The sequence below is a fragment of the Alteromonas sp. CyTr2 genome (assembly GCF_947311905.1).
Taxonomy (GTDB): Bacteria; Pseudomonadota; Gammaproteobacteria; order Enterobacterales; family Alteromonadaceae; genus Alteromonas; species Alteromonas macleodii.
This window is the reverse complement of the sequence record NZ_CAMZMZ010000055.1, coordinates 1-19,889: the sequence shown is the minus strand read 5'-3', so window position 1 is coordinate 19,889 and position 19,889 is coordinate 1. Positions and strand designations below refer to the sequence as shown.

The following is a 19,889-nucleotide window of genomic DNA, read 5'->3' as shown; positions in this document are numbered from 1 at the left end:
GCGGGAATAGCTCAGTTGGTAGAGCACGACCTTGCCAAGGTCGGGGTCGCGAGTTCGAATCTCGTTTCCCGCTCCAATCTCTTAGAGATGAGTTTTAATCACGCGCCAGACGCATCTGGCGGAATGGCAGAATGGCTATGCAGCGGATTGCAAATCCGTCTATCTCGGTTCGACTCCGGGTTCCGCCTCCAAACGCTGCAACGCAGCATCAGGTTCTACGCCTGACACCTTTGCTGAAAAGCAACCCGAAGCCCGGGTGGTGAAATTGGTAGACACAAGGGATTTAAAATCCCTCGCTGGTAACAGCGTGCCGGTTCAAGTCCGGCCCCGGGCACCATTTCTATATTTCATATTATTCTAAGAGCTTTCAAAACCCTTAAAAATCATTGATTTAACAGTGTATTGCGTTTCATGTGATTTCATGGGCGTTTGCAACATTTCATTTTTTTAGTAACACTAAACGTAACAACAACGAAATGTTACTAAAACGGTGTTACTAAAATATGCCACGGAATGTAATCAGCCTCAACGCAACTCAAGTAAAACAAGCAAAGCCGAAAGAAAGGGAATACAACCTATCCGATGGTAAAGGCTTAGCTTTACGTATAAAACCAAACGGCTCAAAACTTTGGATTTTTAACTATTATAAACCGCACACCAGTAAGCGTAGTAATATCGGGATCGGCAATTACCCAGATGTTTCTCTGTCTGAGGCAAGAGAGCAGCGTGAGCAGTTTAGAAAGCTACTGGCCAAAGATATAGACCCTAAAGAGAATAAGGACAGCGAAAAACAAAAAGCTGTTTTGTCAGCTGAACAAACCTTTGAAAATGTTTCGAAGCAGTGGTTTGAAGTTCACGCCAGTAAAGTTTCAGAAGGTACGCTTAAAAATATAAAACGCTCTTTTACTAATGATGTTTTTCCTTTGGTTGGAAAGGTGCCAATTGAGCAGCTAACTGCCCCCAAAGCTATAGAAGTAATAAATGCTATAGTTGGCCGTAATAGTCACGAGATAGCGCGAAAAGTTGCTAGGCGAATGAATAGCGTAATGACCTACGCGGTTAATGCTGGAATCATCCACCACAATCCACTGATAGGCATAAAAGAGCTTATCCCCTCTACCAAGGTTAAACACCAGCCTACAATCTCACCAGATGAACTACCTGAGTTAATGAAGGCCCTTAAGTATTCATCAGCAAAAATAACGACACGCTGTTTAATTGAGTTTCAATTACACACAATGGTTCGCCCTGGCGAAGCAGCAGAGGCCCGTTGGTCAGAAATAGACTTTTCTCAATCTATTTGGGCCATACCCGCAGAACGTATGAAAATGGATAGACCTCACTTGGTTCCGCTTACCAATCAAGTTTTAGAATTATTGGAATTGATGAAGCCTATAAGCTTTCATAGAGAATTTATATTCCCTTCTCATATCGACCCTAAAAAACCAGCAAATAAGCAATCAGCAAATAAAGCGTTACGGGATATGGGTTTTCGTGGGCGATTGGTTGCCCACGGAATGAGGGCGTTAGCCAGTACAACGTTAAACGAACAAGGCTTCGAACATGATGTTATTGAAGCAGCTCTTGCACATAAAGACGAGAACGAAGTACGGGCCGCTTACAACCGCGCTCAATACCTAGATCGTAGGCGTTCAATGATGGAATGGTGGTCCAATAAGATTGAGGGGAATAGAAATGTCTAGTTTTAAATTAAATAACTGGTCTGAAGTTAAAAAAGCTAGAAAAGCTATCGAGGAAGGGGAGCCGTATCTAAGTGGGGCTATGGAAAGCATATGGCCATTAATAGTTGAAGCACATAAGAAAGCCAGTGAATCACACAAATTTAGACTACATGATGAGGTTTACCAACGAGACAGGCTTGAGTCTGGTGATGCAGAACCGTTGGAAAAGTTTTTACACATGATAAATTTTGGTCTTTATCCGCCCCCTGAAATTATGATTTGGATAGCAAATTGCTTTAATACTTATTTTCAAAAAAATGGGGAGCTTACGTTAGATGAGGTTTTTTTCGGTCGTGGAAATTATGCTCTAAAAAAGCGTAGAGAGGCAAAGTATCAACTTTTCGACCTATTTCTCGAAGCAAGGGATGATTTGCTAATCGATAGAAAGCCAGTTACTACTCAGTCACAACTGGCTGAAATTTATTACAAATGGCTAGATGAAAATCTAGAAAATGTTGATAAGCCTGATGATTTTGAGTCTTTTCTCAAAGGTTATCGTCGGTGGAAAAATAAAACGGACAAATAATCTATTTTTGTGTCCGTTACATTCGCATCTGAAATTAAGAGAATTACCTTGAACTTAACAGAAACAAGGTAATTTAAAATGCAACCTTCTATTTCAATTCTTAAACAAAGCGAAGTTTTGGAAATAACACGCCAATCACCTACAACTCTATGGCGCCAGGTTAAAGCTGGCACCTTTACCCCACCAATTCAAATTGGCAAAAAGGCAACCGGCTATATCAAAGATGAGGTTGATGCGGTTTTATCAGCGCGGTCTATTGGCATGCCAGAAAGCGAACTCAAAGCGCTCGTTAAGAAGCTTGTTGTACAAAGAAAAGAACGGGCTAATCGATTACTCGAGACAATTGCTGCTTAGGGTGAGCACCATGAACTTAACCAATGAACTAATCACTAGCAAAGAGTTTGCGCGCTACTTGGGGATACACGAACACAACGTGCGCAAGTCTAGAAGTACAGGGGTGCTTCTCGGCAATAACCCGCCGCCTTACTATAAACTAGGGCATAGAGTTCGCTACAAGATGTCTGAGATCAAGGAGTGGATTGAAGGTATGAAAGTTGAGGGGGCGGCATGATTAGCAAACTACCAAAACCAATTTTAAAAGCCGAAGCGCTTAAGCAAGTAATTGATATGGCTAATAAGCACAAAGCCGGGCAAGAAATAGAACTTAATCATTTTTTCGGAACAATGATGCTTTATGCCAGTAGCGCTACCGAAGAAGATTTAAACAGGTTGTTACGAATAAATATGGCTGAAGTGTTAAAGCATCAGCGCCCAGTTCGAAAGTTTGACGCGTGAGAATCCCAAAATGAAAAGACAAAAAAAAGCTGCCACCAAGGACAGCTTAATTAAGACTTCAACCAATGATAACTCTGCCAATTCCAGTAATGAGGAAAATAGACGACTTTACAATTCCAATACTACTGAAAAACGGCCCCCTTGCAACATTGAAATGTCTCTTTTCTCGATTCTTCACAACGGACCACGAGGAATTACACAGCCCGAGGCATTTACTAGCTATCGAGAGTCGTGTTTACACACCACGATAAGTTCTCTTAAGCATGAGAAAGGAATTAGCTTTGTTTCTCAGCCTGACTTTAACACGGTGGCTTACTTTAACCAGAAGCCATTTAGCCGATATTGGTTGGCAACTGATGAAGACCGAGTGATGGCCCTTAAGCTTTTAAACGCTTATCGGTCGAACCGCGGCCTGCCTAAAGTCAATTTCGAAGCCTGGCACAAACCAGACAGTAAAGCGGCGTAACCATTGGGGTTACCCCGTTTTAGGGTAATTATTTACCCTTATATGGGTAACTGTGCTGGGGGAGGTTATGGCAAAAAGCAAAACAAGGCCTTTTGCTGGTATTCCTAACAGAGTAATGGAACATCCGTCTTTTCACGCTCTAAGTGCTAATTCGGTTCGCCTATTGCTTTGGTTTGCATATCAGTACAAAGGAAACAATAACGGTAAGTTGTGCGCTGTTCATTCACAGTTGTGTGATAAGGGGTTTAAATCAAAATCAACCTTAAGCGCAGCATTGAGAGAACTACAAGCTGGTGGGTTCATAGAGTTGAGCAAAGGCTCTGGCTTAGGCAAGAACGGCCGCACACCAAATTATTACGCACTAACTTATGAAAGCGTTGATGAAATAAGGGGCTTCGAGATGGACTTAAAACCGACAAATAAAGCACTTCGAACTTTTATTGACGACATAGATAAAAAGCGGTGCGCTTAAAAAAGCCAGGTATCAAAATCTGTACAGCAAACATCATTAGCGGTACAGATTCTGTACACTGGCTCAGATTAGCGGTACAGATTCCGTACACTGGCTAATTTTTGTAAATCATAAAAATCAATAAGTTACGAAAAACAGAAAATACCACCCAGTGTACAGTTTCTGTACTCCTTAATAGTAAGCCATACATACAGTTATTTTGACTCACTATTTATTGAAAAAATATGAAGGAATTTAAGGGTAAAACACCGCGAGGCCGAAAATTAAGATTTTAATTTACGTTCGCACGCATCCTTTACCCACTCAGAGAAAGCCTGGTTAGTTTTGGCCCTGTCTTCATCAATCTTGGATAGAAGCTCATCTTCAAAACGAATTTGCTTTCTTGTTGAGCCTAAACGTTCAAAACTTTTTTTATTTTTATCTTGCACTGGTACGTACCACCTGCTATGTTTAATTGGTACGTACCAATATACATTAACGAGTTGTCCCTAACAACGGAGAAATACCATGAGCTACATCCAAGATAATATCCAAATGATTTGTGACAATGCCGTAAGGATAAGAGACACACAACCGTTACATAAGGTTGAGCCAATAGCCAAGTATTATGGCCGAGCTTTTCACGATGCAATTACACTGCTAACACAGCTAGCTTTTGCTGATAGCGCAGGTGATCGAATAAATGAAGTGTTCTCGCCTGGCGAAATAGCGCGAGAAGCAACAGCGGCGATTCAACTAATCAACGATTATCAACACCTCGCCCTACAAATCGATTCGAACATAGCGACGAAAACCGAACTTTTAAACGAGAATTAAAATCCTTATACGGTTTTTAAAACGATACTGACTGTTTCAACGAAAACAAACGAACGAGGAACAACCCCATGACAACATCAATGATCAACAAAGCCCTAGACCTAGAAGATAAAGTAAGCGCGAACATGAAAAAGGCGTCTGCAATCCTGCAGGCTATGCGAACGTTAGAAAGTGAAGGTTGTAAATTAAATGACGCATTAACTGGAAACCTTCTTTGGGCCGCATCTGACCTAATTGATGAAGCGGTAGAAGCCGAGGACGATTTTCTGAACGAGCAGAGGGAAAAAGACTTGTGGGTTAGTTATCAACAAGTGCCAGGCAGCGCAAAATTAAAAGCCGTTGAGTAACAAGAGTTTGGCTTGTGACCAGTCATATGTCTGGCGTGAAAAATTCAGAAAATCCCGAAATAAACAGTGATTACAGCAAGTTATTAGAACCTGTGGGTATTCTAAAAGGGAATACACAAATACGCCAGTATACCGCCAATAGAAAAAAGTAGAACGGGTAAAAAATAACTTATTTACAGTAGTATGAGGCAAAAGTCGGGTATTCCATTGAGGAATACCCTTAACTATCGAAAATCCCGATATTAGGACTATACAGTCCTTAAATAAGGATTATCTATCTAGCCAGGCAGTAACCAAAACCACACCCCAGATCACACCAAACAGCCCAGCTTTAAAGGCTTTGCAAAAAGGCAGAACCACACCCCAAACCATACCCAAATTGCACTTCTTTCGATTTTACTCACACCAATTAGTTAACTATAGTTAACTAATCAGTTGAATTTGACTAGTTTTTAGTCGTATTCGACTGGTGACCAATCGAGCGACCAACCACAAAGCGCGTTCTAGTTGTCCTACAGGGCAATCATGACCAATCGCGTGACCAATCAAATGCTAAAGAAATTTAGTCTTTTCACAACCCACCCACAAAGCAGCCTATAACTGTTTATTCGTACAGCGGTTAATATGGTGAATATATTAATTACATTCACTTAGTTATGAAGTTAACGGAACCGGTACTAGATAAAAAACAGTTTTTAGAGATATGCGGCGTTAGCAATACCACGTTTAACAACTGGTGTTTACGGGGCCATGTACCTCTTAAGGAGCTTGGTTGCGTAAAAGTTAGCTTAACTCGTTACAAGTACACGTTTCTTGCGGCTGTTCACTGTGTGTTGCTTTCACATCATAGGGGCAACGATAGAAAAACATACCTTCGGTTATTAAAGAATTTCACTTTAGGCGTCGCTACGGACGGCTTTTTTTCACCAGACGCTACTGTCGCAATTCAGAACGGCGGCAAAGGGCCAGATTGCGGAATTTTTGACACATACGGAGACGCGCTTCATCACGGTGGCAATAGGTTTATTTATGTCGGGGCTGGTCAATTGCTAAACAAAGCCTCTGACCTTTTTGAAAAGATGCTCGAAGAGCAAAGCATTAAATTAGATGGTAGGTACTAGCAAATGAGTAAGATTAAACAGCTTGTAAAAAAGCAAGTAACGGAAAGCTTAGAAGTAAAATTCACGGCTGAGTCAAACAAGGCGACTTTTATTCAAGAGAGCCCTTCAGACATTAGCAGCGTTTGCCTTTTTCTCAACTCTAACGGTTCAAGGGTTAGCCTGGCGGGATTGTTTGATACATATAGCGTAGACCATGGAGCGCGCCAAGTTTCATCGATAGAGCTATTAAAGGGTGAGCAATACAGTCTTGAAATCACTGCAACAAAAGAAAAGGCGTTGGCGAAGATTGGCGTATTTTGGGGAGAGTAGAATGAGTAATCAATTAGCCGTTCGATCTAATGCCGTAGCACAAGTAAAGCGCATAATTCGTGGTGATTCTACCGAGGATATTTATGACATAGCGCGCGCTACATTGCGAGAGTTTAGCATAGACCATCTTCACAATATTGAGTCAAAAATTGACAGAACGGATCCACGCCGCGAGAGAATGACAAGCGAGCAGGCCCGAAGCGAAATAATGACAACGTTTCTAAACTTTGTGGACTTCCCCGAACTTTTCCGAGATGTAGCCTCTAGTGTGTTACTCGAAAAATGGGGTGGCGTACCTGGTACGTGGGCGAACTGGGTTAGAGAGGATGAACTTGATAACTTTCATCCAACAAACATAATTAGCGCGGCTTTATTGCCAGAGCCACAAAAGGTCCGAGAAAACCAAGAGTACAGACGGTTCAATAACCTCTTTGGAGAGATAGCAAATGCTCAATTATCCACGTATGGCGATATCACGGCAGTTACACGCCAAACGCTATTGAACGGTACGAAGGGCGCGTTTGACGCTTTGGTCAAAACAATTGCTCAAGCATACGAGCGCTTAATAGGAACTAAAGCGTACTCAATATTGACCAGTAACCCGATTGCTTTTGATGAAAAAGAGTTATTCCACGCTGATCACAATAATGTTGTTACTAAAACTAGTGATTTTTCTGCTGATTTATCGCAGGCCCTCAACTTAATGTACGGGCAAAAAAATTATTTCCCAACATTGCCTGGTGATTCGAAAACACAATTTGCAGTAATTCAACCTCGCTTTGTGATTACATCGCCGGCACAGTCTATTGAAGCGGCCAAGGTCGTAGGTGAATACAACAAAGCGCTGTTGGATGAGCAAAAGCTTTCTGTAATCGTGGAGCCTCGCCTTGTTGATTTTGGCGGGTGGTTCCTATCTGCAGGAAAGGAGCAGAGCAGCATTTGTCTGTTTAAATTACGCGGCTCTAAAGCACCTTCTGTAATGACAAAGGAAATCAGCCGAACTGACGGGCTAGAAGTAAAGCACCAATGGGATATTGATGTTGCCCCAGTTGATTATCGAGGTCTCGTTAGAGTTATGTAAGTTTATGGGGGCTAGGTCTATAAAAGTAGGTTTTCACGGTGCCTATGTTTGGTTTTTACCTTTTGACCGAACGTCTTCTTTGACTTAGCCCCCCCTTTAAAGAGAAGTCATATGTCCAAATATGAATTTGTAATATCAGCGCAAGATAAAACCGCGCAGGCCTTTTCTTCGATAAACTCAAAACTAGGCACAGTAACAAAACACGCAGCAGGTACCGCAGCTGCAGTTGCGGGAGTAACGGCGGCTTTTGGTGCGTTTATGGTGTCATCCGCTAAAAACGCCAAGGAATTAGAAGCCCAAGCGCGGCTTGCTGGATTGAACGTAGAAGAATTTCAATCGTTAAGCTATGCGTTTGAAATGTTTAATATCGAACAAGAAAAGTTCGCTGACATTTCAAAAGATGTTCAAGACAAGCTTGGTGATTTTATCGCTACCGGTGCAGGCCCGTTTAAAGACTTTTTTGAACAAGTGGCTCCACAGGTTGGATTGACCGCTGACGCTCTTAAAGATTTATCTAGCACTGATGTTCTAATAGCCGTTAAAAAGGCAATGGATGATGCGAACGTATCAGCCAAAGAGCAAGTGTTCTATATGGAAGCGATAGCCAACGATGCAACGCTGTTACTTCCAGCGCTGCAAAATAACGGCGCTGCTATAAAAGAATATTCTGATCAGTTCAACAACCTTAACTTGGCCATGAGCCAAGCAGAGGTTGAAAAAATGGCTGAACTTGCTAATGAGTTCAAGCGAATTGAGGTTACCGCTACAAGTGTTGGTAACAAGATAGCCGCCAACTTCGCAGAGCCCTTAGCGGATTTGTTAGAAGTGTTAGAGGGTGGTTTGAACGAACATTTACTCAGAGGCGAAAAAGCATTCAAAGGAATGGCCGCTGGGATGTTTGAATTAGCTGCCGCATCAACAACGCTTGCCCAATACAATCCATTTGCTGTGTTCGTATCGGGTTTCTCGCAAGACGAATTTGACCAGCAATCAGCAAGTTTTAAAGGTAAGGCAAAAGCGCTATACGCTGATATTAATCAGATAGTTGATCAGCTAAGTGAATTGGATAATCCCGATTTTGGTTCAACTAACAATATTTTTGAAGGGTTGGGCGATATGTTCAACCTTGAAGGCGCCGTGACAAATATCGATACTTCACCGATTAAAGAAGTAACAAAAGAAGTAGAAGCGGCCACCAAAGAGGTAGAAAGTTCGTTTTTAAATAGCCTATCACTCATTGACGAAATTAATGCTAACGCTTTCACTTTTGACGAAACAATGGCAGAAAACGCCGGCATGTTCTGGGATAACTTCGAGGAACGCGGGTTTACTGCTTACGAAAACTTAACTGAAACTAGCCAGTCGTTTTGGGAGCAATGGCTGGAAGCCACGCAAGGGGCTTTAGTTAACTTTGACCAGTTAGCAGCATTCACAGTAGAGAGCTTTTCTAATCGAATGGGGAGCGCTATTGAGTCAGTTGTATTTGATAGTCAAAGTCTTGGTGATGCCTTTAAAGGCGTTATGCAAGGAATGGCTAGAGGGGTTGTGAACGCATTAGGGCAAATGGCAGCTCAGTGGCTGGCCTACAAGATTGTTCAAATGACCGTGGGTAAAAGTACAGCCGTAGCTGGCGCATCAGGGATAGCAGCTAACGCGCAGGCAGCATCGCTAATGGCAGGTTTAAATGCTTTCCAAAGTACGGCAGCAATTCCGATAGTTGGGCCTGGTATGGCTCCTGGGGCAATGAGCGCAGCTCTATCGGTGACACAACCTATGGCTTACGCGATACAAGGGCTTGCTGCTGCCTCAGCAGTAGCGTCGTATGACGGTGGTGGTTACACAGGCTCAGGGGCGCGTATAGGCGGTATGGACGGTAAGGGCGGTAAGTTGGCCATGCTTCACCCGCGTGAAAAGGTTATCGACTTAACAAGAGACCAGGGCGCCGCAGTTGCTCCACAAATTTCATATGTAGTGAATGGCGCCAACTTGACAGATGATCAGATAGTTAAAGCAATAGAGCGCAGTCCGAAAAAGATAGTAAGAGCATTAAGGCGGCATCAAAACAGGCCAGCTTAAGACAGTAAGGACCTAAAAAAATTGGGTCCTTTTGAGTTTATGGCTTACGGGTTCGCAGCAGCGCAGAATTTGCCTTGTGCGAGCATTTCCAAATTCGATTTTTTGTTTTCTTTTAAATTATGGCACAAGTAAATAGAGCAGAGCTGGCGGAGATCTTAGGGGTTTCACTACCTACGATCACAAGTAAAGTAAGTAAGGGAATGCCTTTTGAACAAAGAGGTGGTCGCGGTAGAGAGTGGACGTTTGATACCGCAGCTGTTTTTGAATGGGAAAAAGAGCAAGCGATAATAAACGCGACTGGTGACTTATCGAGTGTTAGCGATGACGAGTTAAAGCGCAGAAAACTTGCAGCAGAGACAACGCTTGTTGAACTTGAAGCTGGTAAGAAACGCGGCGATTTGATACCCAGAGAAGAAATTGAAAAAATGTTAGTAAACCTGGTATTAGATACAAAAGCCAGATTGCTTCTAGTTCCCCGTAGATGCGCTCCTCTTTTAACCCAACTTACAAGTGAACAGGAGATAAGAGACATTATCGAAGAAGAGCAGAGAGAAGCATTAACCGATTTGTCGAATATGGGCGCTGATCAAGACTTATAAAAGATACATAGCCATGGGGCCTTTTTAGTAACACAGGTAGTAACATCATTGTTTTTACCTGTTTTATATATTGTTATTAATCAATAATTTAGGGTTCTTATTCCATTCTGGCCCCGGGCACCATTTATCTACTCCCAATTTTCCAAACTTTAAATCAAAAAATTGATAAGACAATTGTGCTCTTTTATCACAAATTACTATGGTAAAATCCGTATAAATTTTGGCAAAGACGTACTATCTTGAATTCTGTTATGTCACTTCGTTTAGACGAGTTATCTCGTGCTGAACGTCCATTTCACGCTCGTGGGAGTAAAGTAGTTCGCTGCGACGCATGTCTGCTTCCAACGCAAAACTGTATTTGTGAATTTAAGCCTGAGGCTGGCACTGATGTGGCGGTTTTGTTCTTGATGTACAAAGGCGAATATTATAAGCCTACTAATACCGGTCGTTTAATTGCGGACGTGGTTAAAGATAACCACGCATTTTTGTGGAAGCGCACCGAGCCAGAAGAGGCGCTATTGGCGTTACTTCGCAACGAAAAATATTTTCCTATCGTGGTATTTCCACACGAATATGCTGCAGCTGAACGTTGTATTGATACGCCACCATTGAATACTGGGAAAACGTTACTATTTATTTTCTTGGATGGAACGTGGCGTGAAGCAAAAAAAATGTTCGTGAAGAGCCCTTACTTGCATGACTTTCCTGTGTTGGGCGTGAGTATGGACGTAGCGTCAGATTATTTACTACGCGAATCTACCCATGATTTCCAACACTGTACTGCTGAAGTTGGTATTAGCGTTTTAGACCTTGCAGAACAGAAGCAAGGGGCGCAAACCTTAGCGCATTATTTCAGTGTGTTTAGACGGGAATATTTAAAAGGTAAGCCGCATTTGCAGCATAAGCTTGCGTTTGCAGAGTCGCAGGTTAAAAGTAACATTTAAAAAGCGTCACTTTTATTTGCGAAAGTATTGTTTTACATCCACTATTTCATATTAACAAAACACGGAGAAAGCGAATGGCATCAGTTACTTTTCAAGGCAATACAGTTACGACAAAGGGTCAGCTTCCTGAAGTAGGCACATCTGCACCAGACTTTACATTAGTGAAAGCAGATTTGGGTGAAGTAACACTGTCTGAGCTTGCAGGAAAAAATGTGGTATTAAACATTTTCCCTTCTATCGACACGGGAACATGTGCAATGTCTGTCCGTAAATTCAACGAAGAAGCGGCAAAATTGGATAACACTACAGTTATCTGTGTATCGGCAGATCTTCCGTTTGCAGCGGGTCGCTTCTGTGGTGCTGAAGGTATTGAAAATGTACTTACAGGCTCGACTTTCCGCTCAAGCTTTGGTGATGACTATGGTGTTACCTTTGAATCAGCGCCGCTTACTGGGCTGCTGTCTCGTTCAGTAGTGGTTATCGATGCCGAAGGCAAAGTGGTTTACACAGAGCAAGTTGCAGAAACAACAGAAGAGCCGAATTACGACGCGGCTATCGCAGCTCTTAGCTAAGTAGATCCGCAACATAGGTTAGTTGGTTAGCTAACTATGTAATGTGTTTGAATACGTACCGATTTGTTTTATCGGGGTATTACAGGGCACTCACTGATGTGGGTGCCTTTTAGGAGAATGTAATGGCATCGGTATTGCTCTCAGTTGGTGAATTAGCCAATGTAATGCAACAAAAGCCGGTAACGCTTGTACGAGCGTTAATGGACGACCCCGTTTCAAAAACACCAGATACGCGCACGGCAATGGTTTTACCTGCGTCAGTCGACTTTGACTTAGATAGTGAAGGTAGCGATCACACTACAGGTCTCCCTCACAGTATGCCTTCTGCAAATGACCTTGCAATTTATCTTGGTAATCAGGGTATAACAGCGAATACACCTATTACGGTATACGATACCCGTGGAATATATTCTGCGCCAAGAGTGTGGTGGATGTTAAAAGCGTTGGGCCACCAAGATGTTTATATATTAAATGGCGGACAGCCTGCATGGGAAAAAGCAGCGCTGCCGGTTTCAGAACAACAACAATACGGAAAATTAACCTATCAAGCTACACCTAGGCCTGGTTGGTTCGCAAATTCCGGTGCAGTTCTTCAGGCAATAAATACTGAAGCACAACTTGTTGATGCGCGTAGCGCGCCGCGATTCAAAGGAGAAGTGTCAGAGCCTCGTGAAGGAGTACGTTCAGGTCATATGCCTGGAGCGTTGAATATTCCTTTTGACACCTTACTCAAAAGCGGGCATTTTTTGCCAGTTGATCATCTTAAGGCTATTTTTGACCGCGCTAATATCGATTTACGCAAACCTATTATTTGTACGTGTGGTTCTGGCGTTACCGCCTGCATAATTGGTGTGGCGGCATTATTGTGCGGCGCTACTCAGGTTTCAGTATACGATGGCTCTTGGTCAGAGTGGGGCGCTGATACTCAATATCCTGTGGTCAAAGATATGTAAAGAGTCGCGGCTTTTAACTAAGTAAATATACAACATGCTAATCGTATAATTAGCGCTATAACTACAGAGTAAGAACAACCTGATGCCATCTGATCAATCTCTACCCAATATTGTTATTCTTACCGGTGCGGGTATTTCCGCTGAATCTGGATTAAAGACATTTCGGGATAGTGACGGCCTTTGGGAAAATCATCGCGTAGAAGAGGTGGCCACCCCAGAGGCTTTTGAACAAAACCCTAGCTTAGTTTATCGCTTTTACAACGCTCGACGTGCGCAGTTACAGCAAGACGACGTGAATCCTAATGCAGCGCATGAGGCGCTGGCCAAACTTGAGAAAGCGTTCGGTAGCAACCTGATGTTGGTTACTCAAAATGTGGATGACTTGCATGAGCGCGGTGGAAGCCAGTCTGTTTACCATATGCATGGCAAGCTGCTATCTGCGCGCTGCGCTATAAGCCAGCAGACTTTTGACTGGAGTGATAGTTTTGATCACACCACTAAATGCCCGTGTTGCAACAGAGTAACCTTACGACCGGATATCGTGTGGTTTGGTGAAATGCCCATGTACATGAAAGAGATTTACGATGCGCTTTCAAAGGCTGATGTGTTTATTGCTATTGGCACATCAGGTAATGTCTATCCTGCCGCGGGTTTTGTTCAGATCGCTAAAGAAAGTGGCGCACACACCATAGAGGCAAATTTGGAACCGGGCGTAACTAATGCATTGTTCGATGAATCGCTAACAGGCCCTGCTTCTCACATCGTCCCACAATGGGTTGATCAATTAATGTCAAAGTACGCGCTGTAGGAGGCGCATAACATGCAGTATATGAATGAGTTTCTTACCATTGCGTTGGTACACCTTGTGGCTGTTGCTAGCCCAGGGCCAGATTTCGCGGTGGTTGTTCGAAACAGCGTGGCCTATGGCAGACGTATCGCCATGTACACCAGTATAGGGATTGGCTTAGCTATATTACTGCATGTGGCTTACTCGTTAGTGGGGCTTAGTGTGGTTATTGCAACTACTCCATGGTTATTCACCACATTTAGCTATGCCGCCGCAGCTTATTTACTGTACCTTGCGTTTGGTGCGCTTAGAAGCGGGCCTGTAAAGCAGGACCAGGCAGTTTACGCTGAAAAGAAAACATCCCACATATCTGCAAAGCGCGCAGTTTGGATGGGCTTTCTCACAAATGGACTAAACCCAAAAGCAACGCTATTTTTCCTCTCATTGTTTACTGCAATTATTAGTATTGATACTCCATTTACAGTGAAACTTGGCTACGGTATCTATTTAGCTATAGCTACTGGACTGTGGTTCTGTTTTCTTTCATACCTTTTGAGCACCAGTAAAGTAGCTGAGCTTATTGGTAAAAAAGGGTATTGGTTAGACCGTGCGATGGGGGTGCTACTCGTCGGTTTAGCTGCGAAATTAGTACTAGGTTAACGTTTGTTTACCTTACAAACAGGCATTTGTTTTTGTGAATTGGTATAATCCCGCCGATTTTTCAAAAAGATAAGAGAGTTGTGTGAAAGACGTAAACCAAGACCGCCTGAACAATACGTTGTCTAAACAGTATCAATTTGATACCAAAGGTCTATTGCGCCGCGCTGCCGGTTTAACAAAGGCAAACTTTTCATCATTGCTGCAGGGAAGTGTTGTTCTATTTTTGACGTTTGTCGTGTTAGGTGTATTTGCTCAGCAGTACATCACAATAAATGACGATGGGACCTATGTATTCGAGCATCAGTCTATCATAGAAATTGTTGCAATCTGCATCGTTGCCCCGCTGTTGACGGGGTTGTATATGATGGGCGTTTTTGTTGCCCGCGGCACTAAAACTTCAGTATTTACCGTATTCCAGTTTTTTCCCTTGATATTTTTGCTGGCGCTAACTCAGCTAGTAAGCAGTATTCTTGTTCAACTAGGTATGATGTTGCTTATTATACCCGGCGTTTATTTTTATTTAGCCTCGTCCTTTTCACTTATGTTGGTTGCTGACAGAAAGTTAACGCCAATTAGTGCGATCATCCTGTCGTGTCGCGTATTTAATGCATACTGGGCTCAAATCGCCAGCATATTTGGTGTGTTCTTTTTACTGTTTGTGTCGGTGCCATTAACGCTGGGCTTTTCACTTATTTGGGTATTACCTTTTTATTTTAGTATGATGGGCTTGCTCTATCAGGAACTGATTGGCGAGCAGGGAGTAAGCACGGAAGCATCTGAAAACGATGTGAATGAGTCTAGCTTCGATGCATAAGCGTGAAACCTTTAAAATTGTCCTCATTACGTTAGGCGTATTGGCGGTAATCGTCATTAACGCCATAATTTTTACTGAGGACGAACCGGATATATTAGATATACCGCAAACGGTTAAAGCTAAAAAGCCGGTGCCTAACTTCTCTGCCTATACAGATGTAAAAGAGAAGAAAGAGGCATTTTTTAACTATTTACGTCCCGAAATAGAGAAGCAGAATGCGTATCTACTCACGCTAAGACATTACGTACAAACCTTATATAGAAAGGCGTTAGCTAACGAGACGCTCTCTGAAGAAGATATGGCAAGGCTTGAATGGTTAGAAGAGGAATATCGAGTTAAGCCAACGCAGCCGCTAAAGTCAAAATTGCTAGCTTTACTACAAAAGATTGATGTTCTACCAGCCGAACTCGTGCTCGTGCAAGCCGCGAATGAGTCAGCTTGGGGCACCAGCCGGTTCGCAAGAAAGGGCTATAACTTCTTCGGCTTATGGTGTTTCTCTAAGGGGTGTGGTTTTGTTCCTAACCGTCGAAACGATGGGGCATCTCATGAAGTTGCCAAATTCGACAGTTTGTCTCGTGCAACGTACACCTACATGCGAAATTTAAACCGCCACGACGCGTATGCGGATTTAAGAGAGATCCGCAGTCGACTGCGTGCAAACCAAATTCCTATTACTGGTGTTGCGTTAGCTGAAGGGCTAATGAACTATTCTGAGCGAGGAGCCGCTTATGTTGAAGAGCTTCAAACTATGATCCTATTTAACGAGGAGTTTTTATCCGAATGATACGCGCTGCTTTATTTTTTGCTTCATCTCTGTTTATTGGTGTAGGCAGTTCTTCCGTTGCTGCTGAAACGATAGATGTTGAGTACAGCCGTTTCTATAGCCATGTTAAAAAGCTGGATAATGAAGATACCCAAGCACTTCAGTTTGCATTCGGGTTTGTTCGTGTTGGCGAAGGGCGTTTATGTGAAGTTAACGGAGCGTCTATCGTAACCGACAAGAAAACAATGCCCTTAGAAGTGAGTGGTGAAGGGCGATTCACGGTGCCTACTGAGAAGGCCCTGAAACTTGCCAACGCACTGGTTCGCATCGATTTAAACGAACGCGCGAACGTGTGTGATATGTCGGTACAACTTGAAACCAAGCCGGAATATCTTAAGCAGTATTACACAAAAGACGACCTTACGTTTTTGTATGGTCAGTACGAAGCTTTCTTTAATGAAATGGGAAGCTTCTTGTCTTTCATGATGCCCTCGGTAAAGGGCTTGATGATTCAGTTTGATGACAAGAATTTAGATTTCATTACACCACAAGGTGTGCAAATCAATAACGGCGTATTGCATCTAGAACAAGATTGGATCAACGACGCAAAAGGCTTAACACTGCCTCATGCGCCGCTACGTGTTACCGCTATGGCTTCAAGCTAAATGCATATTTGGGATTAGGTAAGAAGCTGATACCTTATTTGCTCTGCTAAACGCGCGATGGTCTCTTCGCCCTTCGCGCATAGCTCTTCGGCTCTGTGGAATTCCATAATACCCACGTCGGTAAGCTGAGGCTCAATAAGAATGTCAGGCGGATCGCCAGCCAAACGTGAGCGTGTGACGCGAGCTTGAAGTATCTCAAGTGAACTGCTCATCACGCTCATAATTCCCGGCGGGTTTCGCTTGTTCACTTTAGCGGGGACTTCGGTCAACTCTTCTTCCACTTTTTCAATCACATCAGAAGCAATGCCTTCTTCTGTCTTTACATTGCCAGCCGAGACGCTGTCTTTTTCGTCTTTTTTGTCTAGGGCTTTTTCTTCTTTGTTGTCAGGAGAGAACCATTGGCGTAGTACGTTTTGACTCTTTGTAAAAAAGTCCTCGGTTTTGCGCTGGTTTTCTTCATGATCTTGTCTCAACTTTTCAAGACGAAGTGGTCGAAAATCGGCGTTAAGGTTAACCGCGATTACAAAATCGGCCCCTAATTGGCGACATAAGTTCACCGGTACAGGGTTTACAACGGCACCGTCTACCAACCAACGATCACCATGTGCTACGGGCGCAAAAAGTGCGGGAATAGCGCAGGATGCTTGAATGGTGTCTCCGATAGGACCAGAGTTAAACACTACTTCACGGCCGGTATAAAGGTCGGTAGCCACAGCCGCAAACGGCTTAAGCATGTCTTCATAAGTCGATTCACAAAACTCGCTTGCTAGCTTGTCGAAAACCTTCTGTCCGCTGGCAATGCCGCCGCGTCTAAGTCCTACACCCATAAGAGCAAGTACCTGCCAGTCGCTAAGGGAACAGGCCCACTCTTTCAATCCTTCCAGCTTGCCACTTGCGTAGGCAGCACCAACATAAGCACCAATAGAACATCCCGCTACAACGTCAATTTTTACGCCGAGTTTTTCTAATGCTTCAATTATGCCAATGTGAGTCCAGCCCCTTGCGGCACCGGCACCTAGCGCAAGTCCGATTTTCATTTACTTAGGTTCCATAATGTTTATTACTTCAATAGTATTATCTTCATCACTGAAGTCCGTACTATTTTCTGTAGTGAAAGAAGGTTCATCGAACCCGATATCACCGTCTTCTACCGGGCCTTCTTGTGTAGCTATAGCTTTAAAATCATAAAGGTTGCTGTCGATTAAGTGTGAAGGCGCTACGTTTTGAAGCGCACGGAACATCGACTCTATACGACCTGGGAAGCGACGGTTCCAGTCTTGAAGCATAGCCTTTATGTTTTGGCGCTGTAGGTTTTCTTGTGAGCCACAAAGGTTACACGGAATAATCGGAAATTCAGCGGCCTGAGAATATTTCTCGATGTCTTTTTCTGTGCAGTACGCCAATGGACGAATAACGATGTGTTCACCGTTGTCGCTGACTAGCTTTGGCGGCATAGACTTAAGCTTGCCACCATGAAACATATTGAGGAAAAACGTTTCTAGCATGTCGTCGCGGTGATGACCTAATGCAATTTTAGTCGCACCTAACTCTTTTGCCGTGCGGTACAGAATACCACGGCGCAAGCGAGAACAGAGAGAGCAAGTCGTCTTTCCCTCTGGAATTTTGTCTTTAACAATAGAGTAGGTGTCTTCTTCTACAATTTTGTAGTCAACGCCAATGCTTTCTAGATATTCAGGCAAGATATGTTCTGGGAAACCAGGCTGCTTTTGGTCAAGATTAACCGCAACGATATCAAAATGAATAGGCGCAATCTTCTTTAAAAACAATAAAATATCTAGCATGGTGTAGCTGTCTTTACCGCCAGATAAACACACCATTACTTTGTCGTTGTTTTCAATCATACCGAAATCGCCAATGGCTTTACCCACATTGCGGCGAAGTCGTTTCTGAAGTTTGTTGAAGTTGTACTTTTGCTTACTTTGCGCAGCATTTAATGGCGACGCGTCAGCACTGTTTGTGCCTAAACTCATAATTAACTAGCTTGGTTTGTGATAAAGCCACCATTATACATTAAAGCGGCTTTTCGAGACCATGCTTGTGAAGTTAAATTTGTTGGTGACATACCGTGTTGGCCGCTAAGTAACGGCAAACACGGGCTATGCGGTACTGATGAAAAGATTACACCGACAACGGCGACACAAATCCATCTGGCTTAATAGCAAGCACATCGCAATTGAGTTCGTCGATCACGTGTTCTGCAGTGTTACCAATTAGGGCCGCTGAAATGCCCACACGGCCAACGGTACCAATAACAACCAGCTCTGCATCCAGTGTTTTTGCCACTTGCGGGATGACCTTTTCCGGAAGGCCTTCTCTTACTACGCATTTGTTTTCAGGAATACCGTACTTTAACGCGTGACTACGCATTTCCTTTAAATGATGATTTTTTACCGCGTCGTGATAGGTATCGGGGTCGAACTCAGGCACTTCTATGGCGATATTAAGTGGTGTAGAAGGGTAACTGTTGACCAAATTTACGCTCCCGTTCAATAAAGAGGCGTAGTCGTTAGCAATGAGGGTGAGCTTATCGTTAAGTGCGGCGTGCTCATCGTCTTCACTGCCTACGTTTACTGCAGCAATAATCTCTCCTCCTTCTGGCCAGTCGTGCTCTTTAACGAGCAATACTGGCCGAGGGCATTTACGCATTAAATGCCAGTCGGTGGGGGTGAAAATAACAGAAGCAAGATCGTCGTGCTTTTTGGTTGCCTTTACCACTAAATCTATCTGATTGTTTAGGGTGTAGTAAATAATCGACTCATACGCACGATTATTCCATTCAACAACGATATCAGTTTCAGTGAATCCTTGTTCTCTTAAGTGGGTGGCAAGCCATTTTGCATGCTCCTTTGTAACTGCATCGCGCATTGACTCGCGCTCATCCGGGCTAAGCATGGTCGTCATATCATAAGATAAGTCGTATACCACCATCATGGCGGTAACTGAAGCGCCTGTTTTTGAAGCGAGTTCATAAGCACGGCTTAGTGCAGGTTGGTTATCGCGCTCGGCATCTACCACGGCCAGAATTCGTTTACACTCAATCATAACGTCCTCCTAACTACGAAACTTAGTAGCGGCTGTCGAAATCGAAGCTTTCTAATACTAACTATAAACGACATTGGGAAAAACGTAAGTTGTTTTAGATCAAGAATTTTACGAGGCGACCATGAGTGAACCTACCGAATTGAATATGGAGCAACCGGCGTGGCGCTGAAAGGTTAGATATGTGGCTACCAGAGGTCACAAAAAAGCGCGCTTAGTGCGTAATGCCGATCAGTTAAGAATATTTTCATGATCGGTTGACCGATCTTTTTAAGGCTTCAAAATCCGATATCAGTCTCTGGTATCGGATTTTTTTAATGT

At 43.3% G+C, this 19,889-nt stretch carries 25 protein-coding genes and 3 tRNA genes; 24 read left to right on the top strand and 4 right to left on the bottom strand.

Annotated features, from left to right (window positions below; genetic code table 11):
• The 10 genes from QME20_RS18840 to QME20_RS18795 all read left to right on the top strand — a co-directional run bounded on the left by QME20_RS18840 (position 1) and on the right by QME20_RS18795 (position 4,001).
• Positions 1-76: transfer RNA gene (locus QME20_RS18840), tRNA-Gly, on the top strand.
• A 41-nt stretch (positions 77-117) separates the two neighbouring features.
• Positions 118-191, top strand: a tRNA-Cys gene (locus QME20_RS18835).
• 59 nt (positions 192-250) lie between these two features.
• Positions 251-337, top strand: a tRNA-Leu gene (locus QME20_RS18830).
• A gap of 166 nt (positions 338-503) precedes the next feature.
• Complete coding sequence (locus tag QME20_RS18825; RefSeq protein WP_281716441.1) at positions 504-1,703, top strand: integrase domain-containing protein; 1,200 nt, start codon at positions 504-506, stop codon at positions 1,701-1,703.
• On the top strand, positions 1,696-2,268 hold the full coding sequence (locus tag QME20_RS18820) for a hypothetical protein (RefSeq protein ID WP_281716440.1): 573 nt from the start codon (positions 1,696-1,698) through the stop codon (positions 2,266-2,268). The genes QME20_RS18825 and QME20_RS18820 overlap by 8 nt, the downstream gene beginning before the upstream one ends.
• 78 nt (positions 2,269-2,346) lie before the next feature.
• Complete coding sequence (locus QME20_RS18815; protein ID WP_281716439.1) at positions 2,347-2,622, top strand: AlpA family phage regulatory protein; 276 nt, start codon at positions 2,347-2,349, stop codon at positions 2,620-2,622.
• 10 nt (positions 2,623-2,632) lie between these two features.
• Positions 2,633-2,839 carry a helix-turn-helix domain-containing protein gene (locus tag QME20_RS18810; RefSeq protein WP_281716438.1) on the top strand — a complete coding sequence of 69 codons (207 nt, stop codon included), beginning with the start codon at positions 2,633-2,635 and terminating at the stop codon, positions 2,837-2,839.
• The gene (locus QME20_RS18805) at positions 2,836-3,063 is read left to right on the top strand and encodes a hypothetical protein (RefSeq protein ID WP_281716437.1); all 228 of its coding nucleotides are present in this window, start codon (positions 2,836-2,838) and stop codon (positions 3,061-3,063) included. Before QME20_RS18810 ends, QME20_RS18805 begins: the two co-directional genes overlap by 4 nt.
• A 10-nt stretch (positions 3,064-3,073) precedes the next feature.
• Positions 3,074-3,529, top strand: coding sequence for a hypothetical protein (locus QME20_RS18800; RefSeq protein WP_281716436.1), 456 nt, complete (start codon positions 3,074-3,076; stop codon positions 3,527-3,529).
• A gap of 67 nt (positions 3,530-3,596) precedes the next feature.
• Positions 3,597-4,001 (top strand): hypothetical protein, encoded by a 405-nt coding sequence (locus QME20_RS18795; RefSeq protein WP_281716435.1) that lies wholly within the window; start codon positions 3,597-3,599, stop codon positions 3,999-4,001.
• A 263-nt stretch (positions 4,002-4,264) separates the two neighbouring features.
• On the opposite strand, the gene QME20_RS18790 is transcribed toward QME20_RS18795, so the two are convergent.
• Complete coding sequence (locus QME20_RS18790) at positions 4,265-4,429, bottom strand: YlcI/YnfO family protein (RefSeq protein ID WP_281716434.1); 165 nt, start codon at positions 4,427-4,429, stop codon at positions 4,265-4,267.
• 79 nt (positions 4,430-4,508) lie between these two features.
• Between QME20_RS18790 and QME20_RS18785 the strand changes: the two genes are divergently transcribed.
• The 14 genes from QME20_RS18785 to QME20_RS18720 all read left to right on the top strand — a co-directional run bounded on the left by QME20_RS18785 (position 4,509) and on the right by QME20_RS18720 (position 16,508).
• Complete coding sequence (locus tag QME20_RS18785; protein WP_281716433.1) at positions 4,509-4,817, top strand: hypothetical protein; 309 nt, start codon at positions 4,509-4,511, stop codon at positions 4,815-4,817.
• A gap of 68 nt (positions 4,818-4,885) precedes the next feature.
• Positions 4,886-5,164 carry a hypothetical protein gene (locus tag QME20_RS18780; RefSeq protein WP_281716432.1) on the top strand — a complete coding sequence of 93 codons (279 nt, stop codon included), beginning with the start codon at positions 4,886-4,888 and terminating at the stop codon, positions 5,162-5,164.
• Between the two features lie 1,124 nt (positions 5,165-6,288).
• Positions 6,289-6,594, top strand: a complete 306-nt coding sequence (locus QME20_RS18775; protein ID WP_281716431.1) for a hypothetical protein — start codon at positions 6,289-6,291, stop codon at positions 6,592-6,594.
• A 1-nt stretch (position 6,595) separates the two neighbouring features.
• Positions 6,596-7,675 (top strand): Clp protease, encoded by a 1,080-nt coding sequence (locus tag QME20_RS18770; RefSeq protein ID WP_281716430.1) that lies wholly within the window; start codon positions 6,596-6,598, stop codon positions 7,673-7,675.
• A 111-nt stretch (positions 7,676-7,786) separates the two neighbouring features.
• Positions 7,787-9,751, top strand: coding sequence for a hypothetical protein (locus QME20_RS18765; protein WP_281716429.1), 1,965 nt, complete (start codon positions 7,787-7,789; stop codon positions 9,749-9,751).
• A gap of 119 nt (positions 9,752-9,870) precedes the next feature.
• Positions 9,871-10,350 carry a terminase small subunit gene (locus tag QME20_RS18760; protein WP_281716428.1) on the top strand — a complete coding sequence of 160 codons (480 nt, stop codon included), beginning with the start codon at positions 9,871-9,873 and terminating at the stop codon, positions 10,348-10,350.
• A 251-nt stretch (positions 10,351-10,601) separates the two neighbouring features.
• Positions 10,602-11,294 carry a DTW domain-containing protein gene (locus tag QME20_RS18755; protein WP_014976631.1) on the top strand — a complete coding sequence of 231 codons (693 nt, stop codon included), beginning with the start codon at positions 10,602-10,604 and terminating at the stop codon, positions 11,292-11,294.
• 74 nt (positions 11,295-11,368) lie between these two features.
• Entirely contained in the window at positions 11,369-11,866 is a 498-nt protein-coding gene (gene tpx / locus QME20_RS18750) for a thiol peroxidase (protein WP_014949606.1), read from the top strand.
• Between the two features lie 122 nt (positions 11,867-11,988).
• Positions 11,989-12,819: a sulfurtransferase gene (locus QME20_RS18745; protein ID WP_281716427.1), complete on the top strand. Its 831-nt coding sequence runs from the start codon at positions 11,989-11,991 to the stop codon at positions 12,817-12,819.
• Between the two features lie 82 nt (positions 12,820-12,901).
• Complete coding sequence (gene cobB, locus QME20_RS18740) at positions 12,902-13,627, top strand: Sir2 family NAD+-dependent deacetylase (RefSeq protein WP_281716426.1); 726 nt, start codon at positions 12,902-12,904, stop codon at positions 13,625-13,627.
• 12 nt (positions 13,628-13,639) lie between these two features.
• Positions 13,640-14,266 carry a LysE family transporter gene (locus tag QME20_RS18735; protein ID WP_281716425.1) on the top strand — a complete coding sequence of 209 codons (627 nt, stop codon included), beginning with the start codon at positions 13,640-13,642 and terminating at the stop codon, positions 14,264-14,266.
• Positions 14,267-14,348: 82 nt separating this feature from the next.
• Positions 14,349-15,080 (top strand): stress protein, encoded by a 732-nt coding sequence (locus tag QME20_RS18730; protein WP_281716424.1) that lies wholly within the window; start codon positions 14,349-14,351, stop codon positions 15,078-15,080.
• Positions 15,073-15,864, top strand: coding sequence for a glucosaminidase domain-containing protein (locus QME20_RS18725; RefSeq protein ID WP_281716423.1), 792 nt, complete (start codon positions 15,073-15,075; stop codon positions 15,862-15,864). The genes QME20_RS18730 and QME20_RS18725 overlap by 8 nt, the downstream gene beginning before the upstream one ends.
• On the top strand, positions 15,861-16,508 hold the full coding sequence (locus tag QME20_RS18720) for a DUF2987 domain-containing protein (RefSeq protein ID WP_014976627.1): 648 nt from the start codon (positions 15,861-15,863) through the stop codon (positions 16,506-16,508). Before QME20_RS18725 ends, QME20_RS18720 begins: the two co-directional genes overlap by 4 nt.
• 14 nt (positions 16,509-16,522) lie before the next feature.
• Here QME20_RS18720 and QME20_RS18715 read toward each other — a convergent pair whose 3' ends face one another.
• From QME20_RS18715 to uspE, 3 genes are all read right to left on the bottom strand, one after another.
• Positions 16,523-17,545: a patatin-like phospholipase family protein gene (locus QME20_RS18715; RefSeq protein ID WP_281716422.1), complete on the bottom strand. Its 1,023-nt coding sequence runs from the start codon at positions 17,543-17,545 to the stop codon at positions 16,523-16,525.
• The gene (gene ttcA / locus QME20_RS18710; protein ID WP_014949598.1) at positions 17,546-18,499 is read right to left on the bottom strand and encodes a tRNA 2-thiocytidine(32) synthetase TtcA; all 954 of its coding nucleotides are present in this window, start codon (positions 18,497-18,499) and stop codon (positions 17,546-17,548) included. It abuts the gene before it with no gap.
• Positions 18,500-18,647: 148 nt separating this feature from the next.
• Entirely contained in the window at positions 18,648-19,571 is a 924-nt protein-coding gene (gene uspE / locus QME20_RS18705; RefSeq protein ID WP_281716421.1) for a universal stress protein UspE, read from the bottom strand.
• Positions 19,572-19,889: the final 318 nt, after the last annotated feature.

Excerpts from the sequence above, each read along its gene's own strand:
- QME20_RS18825 (WP_281716441.1), top strand. The coding sequence starts at position 504 with ATGCCACGGAATGTAATCAGCCTCAACGCAACTCAAGTAAAACAAGCA.
- QME20_RS18820 (WP_281716440.1), top strand. The coding sequence starts at position 1,696 with ATGTCTAGTTTTAAATTAAATAACTGGTCTGAAGTTAAAAAAGCTAGA.
- QME20_RS18815 (WP_281716439.1), top strand. The coding sequence starts at position 2,347 with ATGCAACCTTCTATTTCAATTCTTAAACAAAGCGAAGTTTTGGAAATA.
- QME20_RS18810 (WP_281716438.1), top strand. The coding sequence starts at position 2,633 with ATGAACTTAACCAATGAACTAATCACTAGCAAAGAGTTTGCGCGCTAC.
- QME20_RS18805 (WP_281716437.1), top strand. The coding sequence starts at position 2,836 with ATGATTAGCAAACTACCAAAACCAATTTTAAAAGCCGAAGCGCTTAAG.
- QME20_RS18800 (WP_281716436.1), top strand. The coding sequence starts at position 3,074 with ATGAAAAGACAAAAAAAAGCTGCCACCAAGGACAGCTTAATTAAGACT.
- QME20_RS18795 (WP_281716435.1), top strand. The coding sequence starts at position 3,597 with ATGGCAAAAAGCAAAACAAGGCCTTTTGCTGGTATTCCTAACAGAGTA.
- QME20_RS18785 (WP_281716433.1), top strand. The coding sequence starts at position 4,509 with ATGAGCTACATCCAAGATAATATCCAAATGATTTGTGACAATGCCGTA.
- QME20_RS18780 (WP_281716432.1), top strand. The coding sequence starts at position 4,886 with ATGACAACATCAATGATCAACAAAGCCCTAGACCTAGAAGATAAAGTA.
- QME20_RS18775 (WP_281716431.1), top strand. The coding sequence starts at position 6,289 with ATGAGTAAGATTAAACAGCTTGTAAAAAAGCAAGTAACGGAAAGCTTA.
- QME20_RS18770 (WP_281716430.1), top strand. The coding sequence starts at position 6,596 with ATGAGTAATCAATTAGCCGTTCGATCTAATGCCGTAGCACAAGTAAAG.
- QME20_RS18765 (WP_281716429.1), top strand. The coding sequence starts at position 7,787 with ATGTCCAAATATGAATTTGTAATATCAGCGCAAGATAAAACCGCGCAG.
- QME20_RS18760 (WP_281716428.1), top strand. The coding sequence starts at position 9,871 with ATGGCACAAGTAAATAGAGCAGAGCTGGCGGAGATCTTAGGGGTTTCA.
- QME20_RS18755 (WP_014976631.1), top strand. The coding sequence starts at position 10,602 with ATGTCACTTCGTTTAGACGAGTTATCTCGTGCTGAACGTCCATTTCAC.
- tpx (WP_014949606.1), top strand. The coding sequence starts at position 11,369 with ATGGCATCAGTTACTTTTCAAGGCAATACAGTTACGACAAAGGGTCAG.
- QME20_RS18745 (WP_281716427.1), top strand. The coding sequence starts at position 11,989 with ATGGCATCGGTATTGCTCTCAGTTGGTGAATTAGCCAATGTAATGCAA.
- cobB (WP_281716426.1), top strand. The coding sequence starts at position 12,902 with ATGCCATCTGATCAATCTCTACCCAATATTGTTATTCTTACCGGTGCG.
- QME20_RS18735 (WP_281716425.1), top strand. The coding sequence starts at position 13,640 with ATGCAGTATATGAATGAGTTTCTTACCATTGCGTTGGTACACCTTGTG.
- QME20_RS18725 (WP_281716423.1), top strand. The coding sequence starts at position 15,073 with ATGCATAAGCGTGAAACCTTTAAAATTGTCCTCATTACGTTAGGCGTA.
- QME20_RS18720 (WP_014976627.1), top strand. The coding sequence starts at position 15,861 with ATGATACGCGCTGCTTTATTTTTTGCTTCATCTCTGTTTATTGGTGTA.
- QME20_RS18715 (WP_281716422.1), bottom strand. The coding sequence starts at position 17,545 with ATGAAAATCGGACTTGCGCTAGGTGCCGGTGCCGCAAGGGGCTGGACT.
- ttcA (WP_014949598.1), bottom strand. The coding sequence starts at position 18,499 with ATGAGTTTAGGCACAAACAGTGCTGACGCGTCGCCATTAAATGCTGCG.
- uspE (WP_281716421.1), bottom strand. The coding sequence starts at position 19,571 with ATGATTGAGTGTAAACGAATTCTGGCCGTGGTAGATGCCGAGCGCGAT.